This window comes from Nonomuraea sp. NPDC004702, from assembly GCF_053601695.1.
This window is the reverse complement of sequence record NZ_JBSGCE010000017.1, coordinates 1-17,369: the sequence shown is the minus strand read 5'-3', so window position 1 is coordinate 17,369 and position 17,369 is coordinate 1. Positions and strand designations below refer to the sequence as shown.

At 66.5% G+C, this 17,369-nt stretch carries 13 protein-coding genes and 1 tRNA gene; 8 read left to right on the top strand and 6 right to left on the bottom strand.

Features of this window, described 5'->3' with window-relative positions:
* Positions 1-6: 6 nt before the first annotated feature.
* The gene (locus ACWEJ6_RS22060) at positions 7-552 is read right to left on the bottom strand and encodes a hypothetical protein (RefSeq protein ID WP_358293686.1); all 546 of its coding nucleotides are present in this window, start codon (positions 550-552) and stop codon (positions 7-9) included.
* A gap of 71 nt (positions 553-623) precedes the next feature.
* On the bottom strand, positions 624-1,049 hold the full coding sequence (locus ACWEJ6_RS22055; RefSeq protein WP_452425819.1) for a hypothetical protein: 426 nt from the start codon (positions 1,047-1,049) through the stop codon (positions 624-626).
* Between the two features lie 93 nt (positions 1,050-1,142).
* Here ACWEJ6_RS22055 and ACWEJ6_RS22050 point away from each other — a divergent pair.
* Positions 1,143-1,216 (top strand) — tRNA-Pro (locus ACWEJ6_RS22050).
* Here ACWEJ6_RS22050 and ACWEJ6_RS22045 read toward each other — a convergent pair.
* Both ACWEJ6_RS22045 and ACWEJ6_RS22040 read right to left on the bottom strand, forming a co-directional pair.
* The gene (locus ACWEJ6_RS22045; protein ID WP_452425817.1) at positions 1,198-2,511 is read right to left on the bottom strand and encodes a site-specific integrase; all 1,314 of its coding nucleotides are present in this window, start codon (positions 2,509-2,511) and stop codon (positions 1,198-1,200) included. The genes ACWEJ6_RS22050 and ACWEJ6_RS22045 overlap by 19 nt on opposite strands.
* Positions 2,511-2,768 (bottom strand): helix-turn-helix transcriptional regulator, encoded by a 258-nt coding sequence (locus ACWEJ6_RS22040; RefSeq protein ID WP_452425815.1) that lies wholly within the window; start codon positions 2,766-2,768, stop codon positions 2,511-2,513. Before ACWEJ6_RS22040 ends, ACWEJ6_RS22045 begins: the two co-directional genes overlap by 1 nt.
* Before the next feature lie 1,614 nt (positions 2,769-4,382).
* On the opposite strand from ACWEJ6_RS22040, the gene ACWEJ6_RS22035 reads away from it, so the two are divergent.
* Genes ACWEJ6_RS22035 through ACWEJ6_RS22025 form a run of 3 tightly spaced genes read left to right on the top strand, consistent with a single transcriptional unit; the run spans position 4,383 to position 7,534 of the window.
* A complete protein-coding gene (locus tag ACWEJ6_RS22035) occupies positions 4,383-4,847 on the top strand; it encodes a hypothetical protein (RefSeq protein WP_452425813.1) in 465 nt (154 codons plus the stop codon).
* Positions 4,848-4,888: 41 nt separating this feature from the next.
* Complete coding sequence (locus ACWEJ6_RS22030) at positions 4,889-7,234, top strand: NACHT domain-containing protein (protein WP_452425811.1); 2,346 nt, start codon at positions 4,889-4,891, stop codon at positions 7,232-7,234.
* 39 nt (positions 7,235-7,273) lie between these two features.
* Complete coding sequence (locus tag ACWEJ6_RS22025; RefSeq protein ID WP_452425809.1) at positions 7,274-7,534, top strand: hypothetical protein; 261 nt, start codon at positions 7,274-7,276, stop codon at positions 7,532-7,534.
* Between the two features lie 600 nt (positions 7,535-8,134).
* On the opposite strand, the gene ACWEJ6_RS22020 is transcribed toward ACWEJ6_RS22025, so the two are convergent.
* Entirely contained in the window at positions 8,135-8,335 is a 201-nt protein-coding gene (locus ACWEJ6_RS22020; RefSeq protein WP_452425807.1) for a DUF5708 family protein, read from the bottom strand.
* A gap of 218 nt (positions 8,336-8,553) precedes the next feature.
* On the opposite strand from ACWEJ6_RS22020, the gene ACWEJ6_RS22015 reads away from it, so the two are divergent.
* Positions 8,554-8,652, top strand: a complete 99-nt coding sequence (locus tag ACWEJ6_RS22015) for a transposase (RefSeq protein WP_452425805.1) — start codon at positions 8,554-8,556, stop codon at positions 8,650-8,652.
* Positions 8,653-8,711: 59 nt separating this feature from the next.
* Here ACWEJ6_RS22015 and ACWEJ6_RS22010 read toward each other — a convergent pair whose 3' ends face one another.
* Positions 8,712-9,278 carry a hypothetical protein gene (locus tag ACWEJ6_RS22010; RefSeq protein ID WP_452425803.1) on the bottom strand — a complete coding sequence of 189 codons (567 nt, stop codon included), beginning with the start codon at positions 9,276-9,278 and terminating at the stop codon, positions 8,712-8,714.
* A gap of 1,295 nt (positions 9,279-10,573) precedes the next feature.
* On the opposite strand from ACWEJ6_RS22010, the gene ACWEJ6_RS22005 reads away from it, so the two are divergent.
* Genes ACWEJ6_RS22005 through ACWEJ6_RS21995 form a run of 3 tightly spaced genes read left to right on the top strand, consistent with a single transcriptional unit; the run spans position 10,574 to position 16,981 of the window.
* Positions 10,574-12,772, top strand: coding sequence for a TerB N-terminal domain-containing protein (locus tag ACWEJ6_RS22005; protein ID WP_452425801.1), 2,199 nt, complete (start codon positions 10,574-10,576; stop codon positions 12,770-12,772).
* A complete protein-coding gene (locus ACWEJ6_RS22000; RefSeq protein ID WP_452425799.1) occupies positions 12,769-14,088 on the top strand; it encodes an ATP-binding protein in 1,320 nt (439 codons plus the stop codon). Before ACWEJ6_RS22005 ends, ACWEJ6_RS22000 begins: the two co-directional genes overlap by 4 nt.
* On the top strand, positions 14,060-16,981 hold the full coding sequence (locus ACWEJ6_RS21995; protein ID WP_452425797.1) for a DEAD/DEAH box helicase: 2,922 nt from the start codon (positions 14,060-14,062) through the stop codon (positions 16,979-16,981). The genes ACWEJ6_RS22000 and ACWEJ6_RS21995 overlap by 29 nt, the downstream gene beginning before the upstream one ends.
* The last annotated feature ends 388 nt before the right edge of the window (positions 16,982-17,369 follow it).

Here is a 17,369-nt window from a genome sequence, read left to right as displayed (position 1 = left end):
CTACGTTCACCGCCCTCGCGTGGTCTCGTGCAGCAGTTCCTCGAACAACGCGCGGTAATGAACCATGGCCTGCCGGAGCTCCTCGGTCGAGGCTTCCTTCCTGGCCGCCCGCCCGCTGATCTCGTGGGCCGTCCTGTAGTGGTCGAGAGTGGCCGCGTGTCCGACCGACAGATCGGACAGCCGCTGCTCGAAGTCGTCCGTGGGGTAGCCGCGGTCCGCCATCACCGAGGTGACGAGCTGGTCCGCCTCGGTCACCGCGAACCCGGGGGCGTCGACGAAACGCTCCTGGACCTCGGTCCACCGGTTGGCGTACGCGTCGCGCGTCTCCTCCGGCAGCGGCCGGATGTCGAGCTCGGAATGGCGCTGCTCGCGGGCGATGAGCTCCCGCTCGGCCTCACGCCGGTTGTCACTCTCGGCCACCGTACGCTCGTACTCAGGGCCGAAACGTTCGCGGAGACGGCTGCGGCGTTGCTGCTGTAGCACGACATAGCCCACTGCGGCGAGCGCCACCACCGCGACCACGACGACGGCCACCCAGATCAAGGTGGTCATTGATGTTCGCCTCCGGTCTCTGTAATGAGACCTGCGACTGCCCACGATCAAGGCCGTCGAAACTCGCGTGCTCAGTGAGCTGCAAGCCCTTTCCTGGCGGCCTCCAGCACCGTCGCGACGTGCGAGCCCGCAGGTGACGCCGGAACCTCACTGAACCCCTCAGCCGCGTCGTACCGGACGTCCAGCCCCGCGTCCACGAGCCGCTGCGCCCACCGCAGCGCCGTGTTCAACCGCTCCGCCGCCGGCGGCTTCCCCTGCGCCGCCGCCGACAGGTTCCGCAGATTGGTGGCCGGCCCGGACTGCGCGTGCACCCGCGCCAGCTTCCACGGTACGGCGGCACTGTGGTCGAGCATCGGCTTGGCCAGCCCGGCGGCCCGCTTGGCCTGGAGCACCCCCGACTCGGACACCCCGAAATGAGCGGCCAGCTCCTGCACGCTCATCCCGCCGGCCACCAGCCGCGCCAGCTCCGCCCGATCAACGCTAGGCCTCCGCCCCACCACGCCCTCCGCTCCCGCTTTCCGTGTACGCGCCTACCTCCGATGTGCGCTAAGGTTATGACGTCCCGCCCCGCAGGGGGCGGCCGACACAACCGGGACGTAGCGCAGCTTGGTAGCGCACTTGACTGGGGGTCAAGGGGTCGCAGGTTCAAATCCTGTCGTCCCGACGGTTGCGAAAGGCCGATTGACTTGGGTGTAAGCCTAGGTCAATCGGCCTTTTCTCGTGCCTCGATCTTGAGAGTGATCTCCTAGGCAACTCGCAGCTGGGACCACTTGGGGACCACGTCGCCGCCATGTGCGCGCTGAGCGCATTCCCGGCCTCGGCGATGGTGCTGAGGTCTGGATGAAGGTAGCGCTGTGTAGTCGTCAGAGACCCGTGGCCGGCGATCTTGCGAAGGACATGGACGGGGACCCCGGCGTCGGCCATCCACGTCAGTCCGGTGTGGCGAAGATCGTGACGGCGAAGATGTTCGTAGCCGAGCTGGGTGACGACCTCGTCCCAGTGCGTCGCGTCGCGGAGGACCGCGGTGCTGATGCGACCACCCCCTGGCCCGGTGAACAGCCGGGCCTCAGGATCATCCGTGTCGACGGCTGCGAGCCGGTTGGAGACGAGGCCCCGGATCTCGGCGATGATCGGCACCTTGCGGGCTCGTTTGCCCTTGGTCCCTTTGTCGGCCAGCCCGCCCGGACTCGGTGTGGTCTGCCGGCGCACCGTCCACGTCCAGGTTCTGGTGTCGATGTCGCCGACCCGGACACCGGAGACCTCGCCGATGCGCGCGGCCGTGCACGCCGCGAAGATGACGATGTCTCCCCAGCCCTGATACTTGTCTCTGGAACGTTCCACAAGCGCCTGTGCCAGCCGTTCCAGTGCCGCCCGGTTGGGCAGCGCCAGGGCTGGCGGGTCGTCCAGCTCGTCCTCGGCCCGTTTGTACTCGTGCTGCCAGCCCGTCACACGAGCAGGGTTGCGGTCGATGATGCCGTCCCGGACGGCTTGCTCCATGACGCGGACCAGGATGGCCAGGCTGTTCTTCACCGTGGAGCGGCTGCATTCGTCCGCGATCCATCCGTGCACGACCCGGTCCACAAGGCCGTTGGTGATCATCCGTACGCCATGGTGTCCGAGAGCGGGGACCACGCGTTTGCGCCATCCCGGCATGTACGGAGCGAGAGTCTTGGGCTCCAGGCCGCGCACCGCCAGGGGCATCACCCCCTCGCCGTACTCCTCGAGGGTGCTGGTGGCCGCCTTGGGGTCGATACCGCTCTTGGCCAGCCGCTCAATGGACTGGATCCAGCCGTCAGCAGCCTCTTGCGTGGTGAACGCCTCGGACTTGGACAGGCGCTGTCGCGTCGCCTGATCCCGCCAGCGCACTCGAGCCCGATAGGGCGAGACCCTGTCGGGCCGGTACTCGATGTCGATGGAGAGCGGCACTCCCATGGGCGGGAGTACCTTGGCCGAGGTCATCACGCCACCTCGCCGGGATCGATGCGGTGCTTGGCCAGCCATTGCTGGAGGTCCTGGATGCTGTAGAGGGTCAGGCGCGTTGTGAGCCGGACGAAGGGAGGCCCCTGCGGCGGCTTGGCCGAGCGCCAGCGGCGGAGGGTTGACGGGTCGACGGTGAGAATGGCTGCGACTTCCTCGGTCGTGCGCCAGAGGTGTGGCGCGTCGTTGTCATGCGCTTCTGCTGGTGTTGCTTGGAGGTCAGCGTTCTTCGATGGCACAGGTCCTTTGCTCCTCGGGAATGATGGCGCGAGGTGTTTCGCGCGCCCCGTCGTGTGGCCGTCTCATCCGTTGTCCGACGGCGGGTCACGTCCACGGACGTGACCGCGGGTGGACAACCTTCTGTAGAGGGGGCAGCTCCCGAGAAGCGTCTTGGGCGCGATGCTTCTGTCAGGTCCACGCAGAGCGGACAGGCCCGGGCTGAGCTGGGGGAGAAGGTTAGCGACCACCCGCAGATCGGCAATGGGCGTACAGGGTGTCCGCACAAGCTGACCTCCGTGCCAGGGAGCACGGCATGCTGGACAGCGTGGCGCCCGCTCCAGATGAATCCCGCCCTGTGGTCCGCTTCGAGCACGTCTTGGAGACCGCCCTCGTCTTCTTCCAACGCCAGGTCGTCCCAGCACAGAGCCCAACGGCGCACACCACCCGGACAATGTTCCGCGTCGCCGTCCAGTTCCACGAGGGCAAGCCGTCCCTCTCGCAGGACGGCCACGATCACGCCATGTCGGCCCCGAAGCTGATCTCGGTACACCCGTGCCCTGTCATGGCTGTGCAAGACGTCCACAACCGTAGCCCGCATGCTGATCTTCTGATGCGCACTGATCACAGCCTGCTCCGACCGAGTCGTCCTGAGATACGACCGCAGACCGGCAGGTGCTTCTGACCTGGCTGATGGTCACTCTGAGGGCAGTGGCGGGTATGGGCGAAGAGCCGACTCCACTGCATGGAATCTGTGAACTGCTGGTGATGGGCAGGTGTGCGTGTCATTCCGACAAGCAGAGCAAGTGCGCTGTGGAAATGGAGGATGACAAGGCAGGACAGGGGGGACAGGAACTTTGAATGTCCAGGCGAGTCGCTCCTGAGCGCGGGCAAGCCCCTATGTCTCGTAGCCATACTTCTGCGCCACCGCTCAGACGTCTAAGGCATCCAGGCATGTTGAGGTGGGCAGCATTTGAGCAAAAGCCGCGTCAGGGGGCGCGGTGGTTACCGTTCAGCACGAACTCCTAGCGAAGAACGCTGACACCAGCGCGGCGTAGACCGGGCGGGCCAAGACACCTGATGCGGCCGTCCAGCCGAGCAGTCAATGTCCCGTCCCACCAGGATCGGGAGAAGGCGTAGGACCCCAACATCACTCCAGGTACACCGCACTCACGGCATCACCCTCCACCAAGGTGCGCACGACGGCTGAACATCGCCACCCGGCGTGTATGCGGAGCGTGATACTTGAGGGTGATCAGCTTTCGGCCCAGACGGAATTCGTACGGCGACGTCGTAGTCCGTGGTTGCCGCGTCCACAGCGGGCGTCAACCGCTCGCATGCCCAGATTCGAGCTGCCGGGGAAACGTACCGCAGCTGACCTGGAACATGGATGTCCTGACCAGCCTGCGCTGCTACCCACATCAAGCGGCCGCGCTCGCGCAGGCGATCCTCTGCAACTCGTCGAAGAGGACCGCAACTCAGGACGAAAAGGCTCTATCTAGCAGACCGCGGCAGCGATTTTCCGGCCCAGCACACCGACTCTCTTCTAGAGTGGGAACTTTCCATTGCCTTGAGGCGTGTCAATGATAAGCATGTCGCGAATGGTACGGATCCGGACCTCGACAGAGGGAAGCTGTATGGACGATATTCTCATTGCGCTGGCCACGGCTGCCGGGACTTCGGTGGTGGAGGCTGCAGGAACCAGCTCATGGCAGGCGTTCCAGCAGGCACTCGCTCGCTGGTTCGGCCGCGGGAACGCGGTAGCCGAACAGAACACCCAGGCACGGCTTGAGCGTACTGCGTCCGCTCTCGCCAGCGGTGCCAACGACGTCGCCGAAGCCAAGATCGGCGAGCAGGCAGCGTGGCGTGCGCTCGTCGAGGCGGCGCTGGAAGGAATGGAGCCCCGGGAACGGGAGACCGCTGTTGCCGAACTACGGCAACTTCTCGACCTGCACGCTCCGGGAGGAGCGTCGGCAGGGACAGAAGGAATCGCAGTCGCAGGTGACATCAATGTCAACGCTCACGGCCAAGCCATCGCCGCAGTCAAAATCGGAACCGTATCGATCGGCCGCCCTCAGACGCCGGACGCGAGCCAGGCCTAAGCGCGTCCGGCCCTGCACTGGCCCCTTCTGTCACGGGTGACATGGTCGTCACGGCATCCAACGGAGGGATTGCCGTCGGCTATGCGCAGAAGGTCATCTCCTACAACGTCTCTCCCTCTGAGCTCGAAAGCCTGGCGGATCAACTGGCTGAGAGGGTGATGGCGGTCGAGCGGGGCACACGCGACAGCTTGCTGGGAGCGTCGCAGGCCGTCGCCCAAACCCCCTTCACCGTGCGGATGACACGATTCGAAGGATCAGACGAGCCGACCCATAGCTCACTCGGCGCGCTCGCCGATACCTACCTGTCCCTGCCCGCACGGCGGATGGTGGTCATCGGAGGGCCAGGGGCGGGAAAGACCGTGCTCACACTGCAACTCGTGCTGCTCCTCCTCGCGCGGCGAGAGCGCGGCCAGTCCGTTCCCGTACGGTTTCCGCTGGCCGAATGGGACCCTGAAATACCCTTGGACTCCTGGCTGGTCCAGCGGATCACCGAGGTTTACCGGTTGCGTCGGCGTGCGGCAGCCGCACTGGTCGACCAGCGGCGTATCGTCCCCATCCTCGACGGACTGGACGAGATGGACGGCGGCTCCCAACCGGTGAGGCGAGAAGTCAGGGCGCTTCATCAGATCAACCGCTACCACAGCGCCGAGGGCAGCACGCCGCTGGTGTTGACGTGCCGTACACAGACGTACAAGCACCTAAGCCGTGATCACGGAACGTTGACAGACTCCGCCCTCGCGGTCATCGAGGAACTCACCGAGGACCAGATCCGCACCTACCTCGAGCGAACGCTCGCCTCTCGTCCCGTCGGCGAGAAGCGGGCTTGGTCCGAGGTACTGAGAAACCTCGATTGCGTCCCCGCCGGCGCCTTGTCAACTCCATGGCGCCTCTACCTGGCCACGACCGTCTACACCGGGCGGCAAGATCCAAGGGATCTTCTGGGCTTCGGCGATCTCGCCGAGGTCGATGCGGTACTGATGACCCGGCTGATACCGGCGGCTCTGGAGACATCCCCGCGCCACCACTATCGGAAAGAAGATCCGGTCAGGTGGTTGGCGGCGCTGGCGGAACATCTGGAGCACGGAGGGCCGGACGGCGCCACCGCTGCCGACATCCTCCTGGACCGCCTCACGCCGATCGCGGGCTCCAGGGCCGTGATGGCTGTCCACTGGGTGACGACCGCCCTGGTCACAGCCCTCATCTGCTCCACCTCGATACTCTTTTCCGGGAACGTCCCGACATTTGGCGCAGCGGTGCTGATCGTCGCGGGCTTCTGCTGGGGCGCTCTTTGGGGTGGCCTCCTCCTGAGGAAGGAGGTGTCGCCCGTGAGATTCACGCCGCGGCGGCTCCGGATGAGGGTGACGGGGAAGGCCTTGCGGGAGGAGCTCGCGGACGTCTGGTGGATCGAGGTCCGCGAAGGAGGCCACAAGGCCAGGACCCTGGTGAAGACCGCCGCCATGGCGATGGCTGTCGTGGCGCCTCTCGGCGCGCTGGCGGCGAAGGCGTGGATCTCGTCGACGACCTGGGTGGAGGCGTTCGTCGTCGCCGTCGCCTGCTCCGCGTTCGGTCTCTCCGTGCCGCTGCTCGGATGGCTCACCCACTGCGTGATCGTCCTCCCCCTGAACGTCATCTCCTCGTGGTTCACTGTGGCGGACGTCCTGCCGGCCCAGCGACCGACGGATTTTCTGAGGCGCGATGCCGTCGTCAGCCTCACCGCGCTCATCGCGGTCGGCGTGTGCGTGACGCCCTGGCCCGCACACATAGCGGCCGTCGTGGGCCTGGCCACGCCGTTCGCCGCGAGCAGGGCCTGGATGCGATACCTTGCAGCCGCTCTGGTCGGCAGGATGAAGGGCAGGCTCCCGCTTCGCCCGGCTCGATTCCTGGCCTGGGCACACCAGGTCGGTCTGCTGCGAGTCACCGGGCGGGCCTATCAGTTCCGTCACCGGGAGCTGCAGGAGTGGCTGACCGGCGAGGCACGTCGCCAGGCCCATGCCGCCCGGCTGACCCGCGTTGCCGAGAGCAGCCGCATGTCGGATGTCGAGCGCCTGACCGCGGCCAAGGAACTCGCGCGAATCGACCGACGCTCCGGCATCCTCGCTCTGCTCAAACTCGCTGGGCGTGAGACGGTCGATGGCCGGTACCAGGTGCAGGCGATCCAAGCCCTTGCCGACCTCGACGATTTCCATACATTCGAAAGAGAAATCGACTACGAGTGGGCCGTCGAAGCCCTGGTTCGGTTGGATCGTCCAACCGGCATCGATTTCCTCCATCGAATCATCGGCGACACTTCGTCAAGTGTCAGATTTCGCGGCTGGGCGTCGAATTACTTGATCGGCCTAGGGGTAGAGCTACCTGTCCAAGGCGCTGAGAATCCCTCATCCCCTTAGTGGCACAGACCTGATTCCTCGCCGAGCGCGGTTCATGTCGTGTTCCAACGTGTACCGCTGCCCACGCCGACCGCGGTCGATCGCCCGCTGCCTGTCCAGCCGTTCCTGGCCTGTGCAAAAAGCGTCGCCGCTCGCGTGGGCGTGCTGCAGTTGAAGGCCATCCAGGTCCTGCTACCCGTGCAGAGCCTGGCCTCGCCCGAAGGCGAGTCCCAGCGCACCGGCGCCGTGGTGCGACTCCTGCAGGAGATCGGCTGGTTCGGCGACCTCCCCCCCCGCAGGAGAGAACAGCCGTACGCGTGACGTTGGACGGCGGACAGAACCCGACGATCCGGTCAGTGGTGCCCGACATGCTCGAATGGGTGCGAGAGCTGAAACAGGACGTGTTCGGCGACTTCTTCCTCACCGACTAGCCCGTCATGCTGCACCCCGCCATCACCGATGAGTTGTGGCGAGGGCCGGCTCGGCACAGCGTAACCATCGACGGCACCTTGGCCGAGTGGTCTTCGGACGGACTCGGTTGGCTTGCCGCGCTTCTCGCCGAAGCGGGCCGCCATCATCGGCTCGACTCTCCGCTCATGCTGTCAGCAGTTCCCATCCAGGATGCATCCACCCCGTAACTCATGGCTGGCATTCTCGCCGCACGAGCGTGGGGTCAGCCAACGGTGGTCATCAAGGGTTGGCGTGCATTCAGACCGTCGCACCCAATCCGCCGTCAGCAGCCCTGCGCTGCGAACGGTAGGCGTCCACGGGATCCAGGCGGCCGCAGTGCGGAAGATCGTGTGACGAGCATGGACCCGGCCATTCTCACCGCTCAGGGTCGGGCGAGAATCGATAAGCCGCAGGTCGGGCGGAAGTAGTGGTAGGAAGCAGAGGCTCGAACTCGGTGCCTGCGGATTAGTACTAGGTGCGCTCCACGTACTTGCCACGCACGCTCTTGTAGACGCCATACAGGGTCTCCATGCCTCCGATGACCATGAGGACCACGCCGACCTTGGACGGTGTGAAGATGAATATCTCCCCATCCGGTCCGAACAGCCAAAGCGCCAGTCCCGCCACGAAGGTGATCGAGCCAGTGAGTAGCGTTTTACGGACGGAGGCCATAAACGATCCTTTCGAGAGGGTTGGGCGGGCGGTGTCTTCGAAACAGCCTATTCAGGCCCTCTTCGCGCGGCTTCCTGCCAGTTGAGGAAATCGGGCTACATCCTTTGACTGACACCACCCCGCCCCGCGATCTCAACCTCGAAGTGGTCCTTAGAACGCCTAACAGAATGATCTCTGTTGTGCTTTGCTCTCTCGCTGTAGCCGAGAGAGGGGCGCGGGTGGCCAAGCTGAAGCCGTGGGAGGTCAGCGACGAGCTGTGGGCGGTGATCGAACCGCTTCTGCCGCAGTCCAGCGGCGGTTCCGGCATCCAGGGCTGAGCGGCTGGATGACAGGCCGGACGTCGCCCATGCGCTCAGCCGTCATGTCCGGTGGAGGTTCATACGCAGGTGGGGAGGTAGCGGCTCGTGGGGATGAAGTCGCTGATGGAGAGGGAGTCCGCCGCGCTCAACCTCGTCACCTCATCCGTCGTGACCGGTTCCGCCCCGAGCCCGGCCGACCAGAAGCGGGAGTCCGGGTCGAGCGGGTTGACGATGACGACGAGCGTGGTCCAGCCGTCGGCCCTGGTGAAGGCCCGTACGCGCTCCTCGTCGCGCTGCATGTGGTAGTCGACCTGGCTGCACGCGGGAGCGTCGAAGGTGGCGTACTGCACCGGATGTTGCGCCTTCTCGTCGTGGGACAGCACGATATGGACCTGGATCGTGGTCGGCAGGGCGTTCCCGTTCTTGACCGTGATCGTGCCGCCGGTCATGAGCGGGGTGGCGATGTCTATTTCGCCCGGTTCCACGGTGACGCGCAGGGCGAAATCGCGCCGGCCAGCCCGCTCGGAAGCCAGTCTCGCCTGCTGAACCTCCGATCGCTGCTGCTCGCTGACGCGCAGCGCGTTCATGGAGACGATGAACGCGGGCACCGACATGAGACTCCCGATGATCCCCGCGACGCCCATCCAGAGCTGGATGGAGGTGAGTCTGCGACGCAGAGGCCGACCCGTCCGGCGGCGCGTGGCGAGTCGCCTGGTGGTTCGAGCGGAGAGGCGGGGATGACGGCGGTGTTCACGCATGTGCTCAGCGTGGGGGAGATGCTCAGGGGTCCGGAGGCGGATCGGCGTGTTGTGGTGTGTTGTCCTGGATGGCGTGGGTGTGCGGTGTTACAGCTTGGCTGCCCGCTGCCCGCTGCCCGCTGCCCGCTGCCCGCTGCCCCCTGCCCGCTGCCCGCTGCGCGACGGTGGCACGGGCCCCGAATCTGTGCAGGCTGTCGAGTGCCCGGCCGTAGGGTTCGGTGAAGGCGGGCTGGTGGGCGGAGATCGCCGAAGAAGGTCTCGTCCTGCAGGAGGGCCAGGGGCGGTGAGCTGGCGGCCCGCCCGGTCCGCCAGCTCGGTCCGGCGCCGGTGCACCAACGAAGAAAGCGATGGGAGGTTGGGGCCATTGGTCTGGAGTTCGGATGTGCCATACGGCTCGCATTCCATCGCCGTCTGACCAGCCGGCTCAGATGGCTGAGCTCGACCGCCTCAGGGCCTGCCTCGGCCAGGTAGAGGCGGCCGTTCCGGACGTCGACCGCCACTTCACGAGAATTTCCATGTCCTTGTCCCGTTCACTCATGGGCAGCAGTCGCAGTGCGGCGAAGGCGTTCGTGACGGTCAGCTAGGCCAGGGAAGCAGCAGGGCGGATCATCCTGCCGTACGCGTTTCCGTCTCCCGGGTGACTGGAGCTCGCGTATGTTGAAGCGAAAGCCCTTGCGGAGCAAGGACCTGGGCGGATGTAGTCATCGGCAGGCGCAGAGTCTGGACCGCGTGGTCTGATGAGGGCCTCGTGGTGAACAGTGTGGAGTTCTTGGGGGACCTGCTCGGCACCACGCACTGTCCCCGTGCTCGCACAGCCCCCTGGTGGTGAATGGCGAGCTCAGTACACGAAGGTGTCTGACGTGCGGGAAGACCTGCTCCCATTTCTCCTCCACAGCGCTACGGAGAATCCATGCCGACTTCCTCCTCGGCCCCATATGGGTCGGCTAAATACCGTGATGTGCGGCTAGTGTCGTGCAATGTCGCGTCTCGCTTCCTTCAGTATCGGACGGGACGAAATCTGTATTTCAGTCATATTCAGAAGAATCAAATCGATAACGAGCCGTCTGGCCATGTCTACGGAAGGTGTGCCCGAAGGTTAAAGTGCCATCCGTGGCTGGGGATGGCTTCGCGTATTGCCTGTGGCGCAAGCGCTGAGCCCACGGGGTTGGCAGAGGTGATTCGTGAGTTTTCTGGACCGCTTTCGACGGCCCCCCGCCCCGGTACCAGGAGCGCCGCCGTCGAGGCCCGTGCACCGCAACACATCGGATCCCGGGCACGGTCGACAAACATCGCCTGCCTCCGCTCCGGCAGCGCCTTCGGTACGCCCTCACAGTCCAGCAGACCCGTGGCTGCGCCCAGGAGCGGGAATCAATCTCGCGGGCTACGACATCGTCGGGGGACTCCTCTACGTTGGTACCCATCTGGCCGCACCTTCGGGCCAAAGGGTGGACCCGGCGCTGATCAACCCGTCATTGCCCGTCGACCTGCGTCAACCGGACTGGGGCGGGCGGGGGTTGGACTATTGGCCGTCGTACGGCGATATTCCGCCGCAGTCGAGGGCCGCCTATCTGGCCTGGCTCGCGGATGGGCGGCGCTTTCCACAGGCGCCGATCGGCTATGTGTTCCTCTACTTCTATGGCCTTGAACGGCGGGTGCTGTACGACCTCCAGCGGGACCGTTCCAGTGCGGCCATCGAGCTGCCGATCATCCATCAAGAGGTTCGCCGCCTCCTGGCTGTCTACGGCGACCAGAAGGCCTTTAAACGCTACGCAGGACAGTTCGAGCAGGTATTGGACACCCTCGCAGCCGGAGCCCCTGAACGGGATCCGGCTCCCGCGCCCGTGCGTGACTACCCGCCACCGCTACGGCTGCGCGCCGGTCTGGGCGCGTTCGCGGCGCAAGGCGCACCTGTGCCTGCTGAATGGGCGTTGACCTGGATCCGCTCGCATCCGGAATACTACCCGCGTACCCCTGCCACCCGCTGCGCCGCCGAGTTCGACGCGCTCTTCCTGCAGCGCTACGCCGCCCGCCACGGTCAGGGGCTCATCGTGCGGCCGGGCCGCAAGGAGGTCACGCTGGACTACCGCCCCGCCAGTGCCGGCTTTCGCGGCGCCGCCGAGCTGACCCTGCCCGGCATCCCCGACGTGCTCGAATACGCCGCGCCGACCCGAAAATTGGTCGCGCTGGCCGACGAGTGCACCTCGGACCTGGAGGCATACAGTCGTTACCTAGGTCGCGTGCCCGACGGACAGCGCTCGGTGCAGGCGCAGGCACTGCTGCCGGCTGAACTGGTGAACCTGGCCAGCGGCGGTGCCGGGCAGGCGATCGCGTGGGCGCGCCATCGGCTGGGCGCACAGGAGCTCGCCGTCGTGCCGGTTACGGAGTTCTCCGCCTTCATCTCCTCACCGCATGAAGCGAAGCCGGCCAAGAAGAACATCGTTGCTCTGGCGCAGGTGCTGGGTCGGGCGGGGGTAGGCATCGAACCCGACCCGCGGCTGGGCGGCGCGGTTCTCACCTCGGGATCCATGGTGTTGTTCGCGGCGCCGGACGGTCCGACGGCGGCGGCCTCCGACGCGTACCGGGCGGCGACGTTGCTGCTGCATCTGGCGGCGGCGGTGAGTGCTGCCGACGGCGACTTCGACGAGGCCGAGCAGCGCCATCTGAGCGACCATCTGGAGCGGGCGTTGCACCTGACCGCCGAGGAACGGCGGCGTCTGCATGCGCACCTGCGCTGGCTGACCGTCACTCCGGTCAGGCTCACCGGCCTGACCCGGCGCATCGCAGGCATCGACACGGCCCAGCGCCAGTACGTGGCGGAATTCCTCACCGCCGTAGCCGCGGCCGACGGCCGGATCTCGCCGGACGAGGTGAAGACCCTCACCAAGATCTACCGGCTGCTGGAGCTCGATCCCGCTCTCCTGCCGGATGCCTCCACACCCCCGCCGGCAACGGAACCGGTCGTCGTCCGCCCGGCACAACCAGAACGTGGTTACGCCATCCCGCAACAGGCTCCCGCACCTATCGTTCAGCTGGACGAGGCGGCGATCGCAGCCAAGCTGGCCGAGACCGCGCGCGTCGGCGCGCTGCTGGGCTCGATCTTCACCGAGGACGAGCCGCCGTCGGTCGCCGTGCCGCCGCCCGCCACCGCACCCGTGGCGGGCCTGGATGGGCAGCACTCCGGGATGGTGCGCGAGCTGGCCTCGGTGGAGCAGCTCTCGCGGGCGCAGTTCGAGCAACTGGCGGCGCGCTGGAAACTTCTGCCGGACGGCGCGCTGGACCGGATCAACGAGGCCGCCTACGAGCTGGCGGGCGAGCCGCTACTGGATGGTGACGACCCGATCTGGGTCGACCGGAACCTGCTGGGAGAGATGCTGACGTGACATCGACCTCGATCCGTCCCCGAGAGCGTGACGCCCTGCTGCAGTCCCTGCGGGCCGGCGTGGTGCCGCGCATCGGGCAACGCCACATCCAGGTGGGACGCGAACCGGAGGTGAAGGCGCTGGTCACCGACATCGACCGGATCTCCGACGGCGGGTCGGCGGTGCGGTTCGTGATCGGCGAGTTCGGCGCCGGCAAGACGTTTTTCCTCCATCTGGTGCGTTCTATCGCGATGGAGAAGAAGCTGGTCACGGCACACGCCGACCTCAACCCGGACCGGCGCCTGCACTCCAGCGGCGGCCAGGCCCGCAGCCTGTACGCCGAGCTGATGCGCAACTTGGCCACCCGGGCCAAACCGGATGGGGGAGCGCTGAGCAGCGTGGTGGAACGATTCGTCTCCACGGCGTTGGCGGAGGCCCAGCAGACCGGAGCCGACCCCTCGCAGGTCATCCGGGGCAGGCTGGCGCATCTGAGCGAGATGACCGGCGGCTACGACTTCGCCGAGGTCGTCGGTGCCTATTGGCGCGGTCACGACACCGGTGACGAGCAGCTCAAGTCGGCAGCGGTCCGCTGGCTTCGCGCAGAGTACGCCACCAAGACAGAGGCCCGCTCGGCCCTCGGCGTACGCACGATCATCGACGACACCACCGTCCACGACCACCTGAAGCTGATGAGCCGCTTCGTCCGGCTGGCCGGATTCGACGGGCTGCTGGTGTGCCTGGACGAGATGGTCAACCTCTACAAACTTGCCTCCACCCAGGCCCGCAACTCCAATTACGAACAGATTCTGCGCATCCTCAACGACACGCTCCAGGGCACCGCCGCCCACCTCGGGTTCATCTTCGGCGGCACCCCGGAATTCCTGGCCGACAGCCGACGCGGCCTGTTCAGCTACCCCGCTTTGCAGTCACGGCTCGCCGAGAACGCGTTCGCCGCTGCCGGCTTGGTCGACTACTCCGGACCTGTGCTGCGTCTGGCCTCGCTCACACAGGAAGACCTGTACGTCCTGCTGGCCAAGCTCCGCCACGTGCAAGCAGGCGGCGACACCTCCCGCTACCTGCTGCCCGACGACGCCCTGGCCGCCTTCATTTACCACTGCGCCAACCGCGTCGGCGAGGCATACTTCCGCACACCCCGCACCACCATCAAGGCGTTCTGCGACCTGCTGGCCGTCCTGGAGCAGAACCCGGGCGTCGACTGGCGGCAGATCCTGCCCTCGGTGGAGCCGGCGCTGGAGACGAATCCCGACCTGGCGCCCCTGGACGAGGACACCGACGGAAGGCCCGGCGATGACGACCTCGCCTCCTTCAGGCTCTGACGCCTTTGAACGCCTCCATCCCAAGGTCCAGCAGTGGATCTGGCAGCAGAACTGGCGCGAACTGCGTGAGGCGCAGGAAGCCGCCGTCGCGCCGATCCTCGCCGGTGACCGGGACGTGCTCATCGCCGCCGCCACCGCCTCCGGCAAGACCGAAGCCGCGTTCCTTCCGATCTGCTCCGTCCTGACGGAGCAGCCGGACACTGCGGGGTTCGCCGCCGTCTACATCAGTCCGCTCAAGGCCCTCATCAACGACCAGTACGGCCGGCTCGACCAGCTGTGCGACCATCTGGGCATCACGGTGGCCCGCTGGCACGGCGACGTCTCCGCCTCCGCCAAGAGCAGGCTGCTCGACCATCCCCGGGGGATCCTGCTGATCACGCCGGAGTCGCTGGAGGCCATGTTCGTCCTGCGCGGCTGGAAGATCCGCGATCTGGTCGCGTCCGCCCGCTACCTCGTCATCGACGAGTTGCACTCCTTCATCGGGAGCGAACGCGGCGCCCAGCTGCAGTCCCTCATGCACCGTCTCGACCTGGCGGCCCGCCGCCGCATTCCCCGCATCGGCCTGTCGGCGACCCTCGGTGACATGGGTAAGGCCGCCGACTTCCTGCGCCCGCGGGCCGGCGACGACGTCACCGTGATCGTCTCCAGCAGCGACGCGCAGGAGCTCCGCTTGCAGATCCGCGGCTATGTCGAGACCGCGCCCACGCTCGACCCAAGAGCCCGCGCCGCCCAGGAAGCGCTCGGCGAGGAGGTGACCGCCGACGATGTCGCCACCGGCGATCGGCTCGCCATCGCCGACCACCTGTTCGCCACGCTGCGCGGTTCCCCCAACCTCGTCTTCGCCAACTCCCGCGCGGCCGTCGAGGACTACACCGACCTGCTGAACCGCCGCTGCGAGGCCGCTCGCGTACCGGACGAGTTCGTGCCCCACCATGGCAACCTGTCCAAGGACATCCGCGAGCACGCCGAAGCCCGTCTCAAGGACCGCTCCCGCCCGGCCACCGCCATCTGCACCTCCACCTTGGAGATGGGCATCGACATCGGCTCGGTCACCTCCGTCGCACAGGTCGGCGCCCCACCCAGCGTCGCCGCCCTGCGGCAACGCCTCGGCCGCTCCGGACGGCGCGGCGGCCCGGCCATCCTGCGTCTGTACGTCAGCGAACCCGAAGCCACCCCCACCATCCACCCAGCCGACGAACTTCGCGCCCAGCTCGTCCAGTCCATCGCCACCGTCGAGCTGCTCCTGCAACGCTGGTACGAGCCACCGGCCGCCGCAGCTCTGCACCTGTCCACGCTCACCCAGCAGCTCTTGTCCCTCATGGCGCAGCACGGCGGCATAACCCCGGCCGACGCCTACCGCGCCCTCTGCGGGCAGGGCGCCTTCGGCGCCGTCAACAGCCCCACCTTCGCCACGCTACTGCGCGACCTCGCCACCGCCGACCTCATCCGCCAGGAGAGCGACGGGCTCCTCCTGCATGCCGAAACAGGGGTGCGGCTGGTCAACCACTACACCTTCTACGCCGCCTTCGCCGCCCCTACCGAATACCGCATCGTCACCGAGGGCCGCACGCTCGGCAGCCTGCCCCTCGAACAACCGCTTCCTGAAGGCAGCCTGCTGATCTTCGCCGGCCGGCGCTGGCGTATCCAGGCGATCGACACTCACGCCAAGCTCATCGAGGTCACCCACGCCTCCGGAGGACGCCCGCCCCGCTTCACCGGCACCGGCCCCCTCGTCCACGATCGCATCCGCACCACCATGCGGCGCCTGTACGAACAGACCACTGTCCCGGCCTACCTCGACGCCACCGCCCAGAGCCTGCTCGACGAGGGCCGCGCCGCCTATCGCCGCCTCGGCCTGCACGACACCCCGCTCGTCGGCTACGGCAACGACACCCTGCTGTTCTCCTTCCGCGGCGACGCCATCATGACCACCCTCGCCCTGGCCCTGCACGCCCACGGCGTGGACGTGATCCGCTACGGACTCACGCTGCTGATCAGCGACATCACTCCGCAGGCCGCCGCGGACCTCCTGGCCGACCTGGCCACGGAGGGCGTTCCCGAGGCCCTCGCCCTGGCCGCGCTCATCCCCGACAAACGCGTGGAAAAATACGACGACGTCATCGGAGATGAACTCCTCACCCTCTCTTACGCCCGCCGCCTCGACGTCGCCGAAGCTCAGCGATCGATCGAAGCTCTCGCGGCCACCACCCAGCACAGTCCGGCGGTCAATCTGGACGCGTCCAAGCCTGCCGCACCGCCACGCCGGCACCGCATCGGTTCACTGCCGTACGCCGTCGTGGACCTCGAAACCACCTGCCTCGACACCCGCAAGGCCCGCATCGCCGAGATCACCGTCATCCGCCTTCACCCCGACGGCAGCGAAGACCGCATCTACTCCAGCCTGGTCAACCCCGGAAGCAGCCCCGGCCCCACCCACATCCACGGCCTCATCAAGGATGATCTGACAACGGCGCCTCACTTCCCACAGATCGCCGGAGTTGTTGCGGCCATGCTCGACGGCGCGATCGTGGTGGCTCACAACGTCCGCTACGACAGCGAAGTCCTCAGTGCTGAATTCGCCCGTGCCGGCTACGCCCCTGACAACCTCATGACCTTGTGCACCCTGGCCCTGGCGCGACGCTTCGGAGCGCCAGGATCTTCCCGTCGCCTCGCCGACTGCGCTGCCGACGAAGGAATCGACAACGGTACAGCGCACCAAGCCGAGAGCGACGCCCGTACATGCGCCACCCTGCTGCAGATCTACCTCGAACGAGCAACGGCACAAGGACTTCAGTGGTTCAGCGAGATCGGTGCGACAGGACAACTGCCGGCGAGGCCATGGTGCACGGCACCAGTCTCTGCTCTCACTCGACCTCGCGTCATGCCGGAGTGACGGAAGCTCACGGTCACCTGCGGTAGGCGCGGACTCCTCCCGTCGACCTCCGGCGATGCCTCGGATCACAGTACTGATCAGGTGTTCCTCGCCGATCAGGAGCTACATCGTTGTTTTACACTTCCGGGATCGTCACGGGTGCGCAACTGCGCGGCCACCTCTTCTCGCGTATGCGGAGCAGATTCGTCGTCGTGCATCACGTGGTGCAGCGTGACGTCGTCCCGCGCACTTTGCCTTGTGCCCCGCCGAGGTACTTGCCCTGCGTCATCAGATCACGGCTTTCCGTGAGATTTCGGGTGTGTCCAGTTAACGGTGTATCTCGATCTTGATTAGTTATCGGGTCGTTGGGGTCAGGCGGCCGTCGAAGGTGATGGCGAAGGCGTTCAGG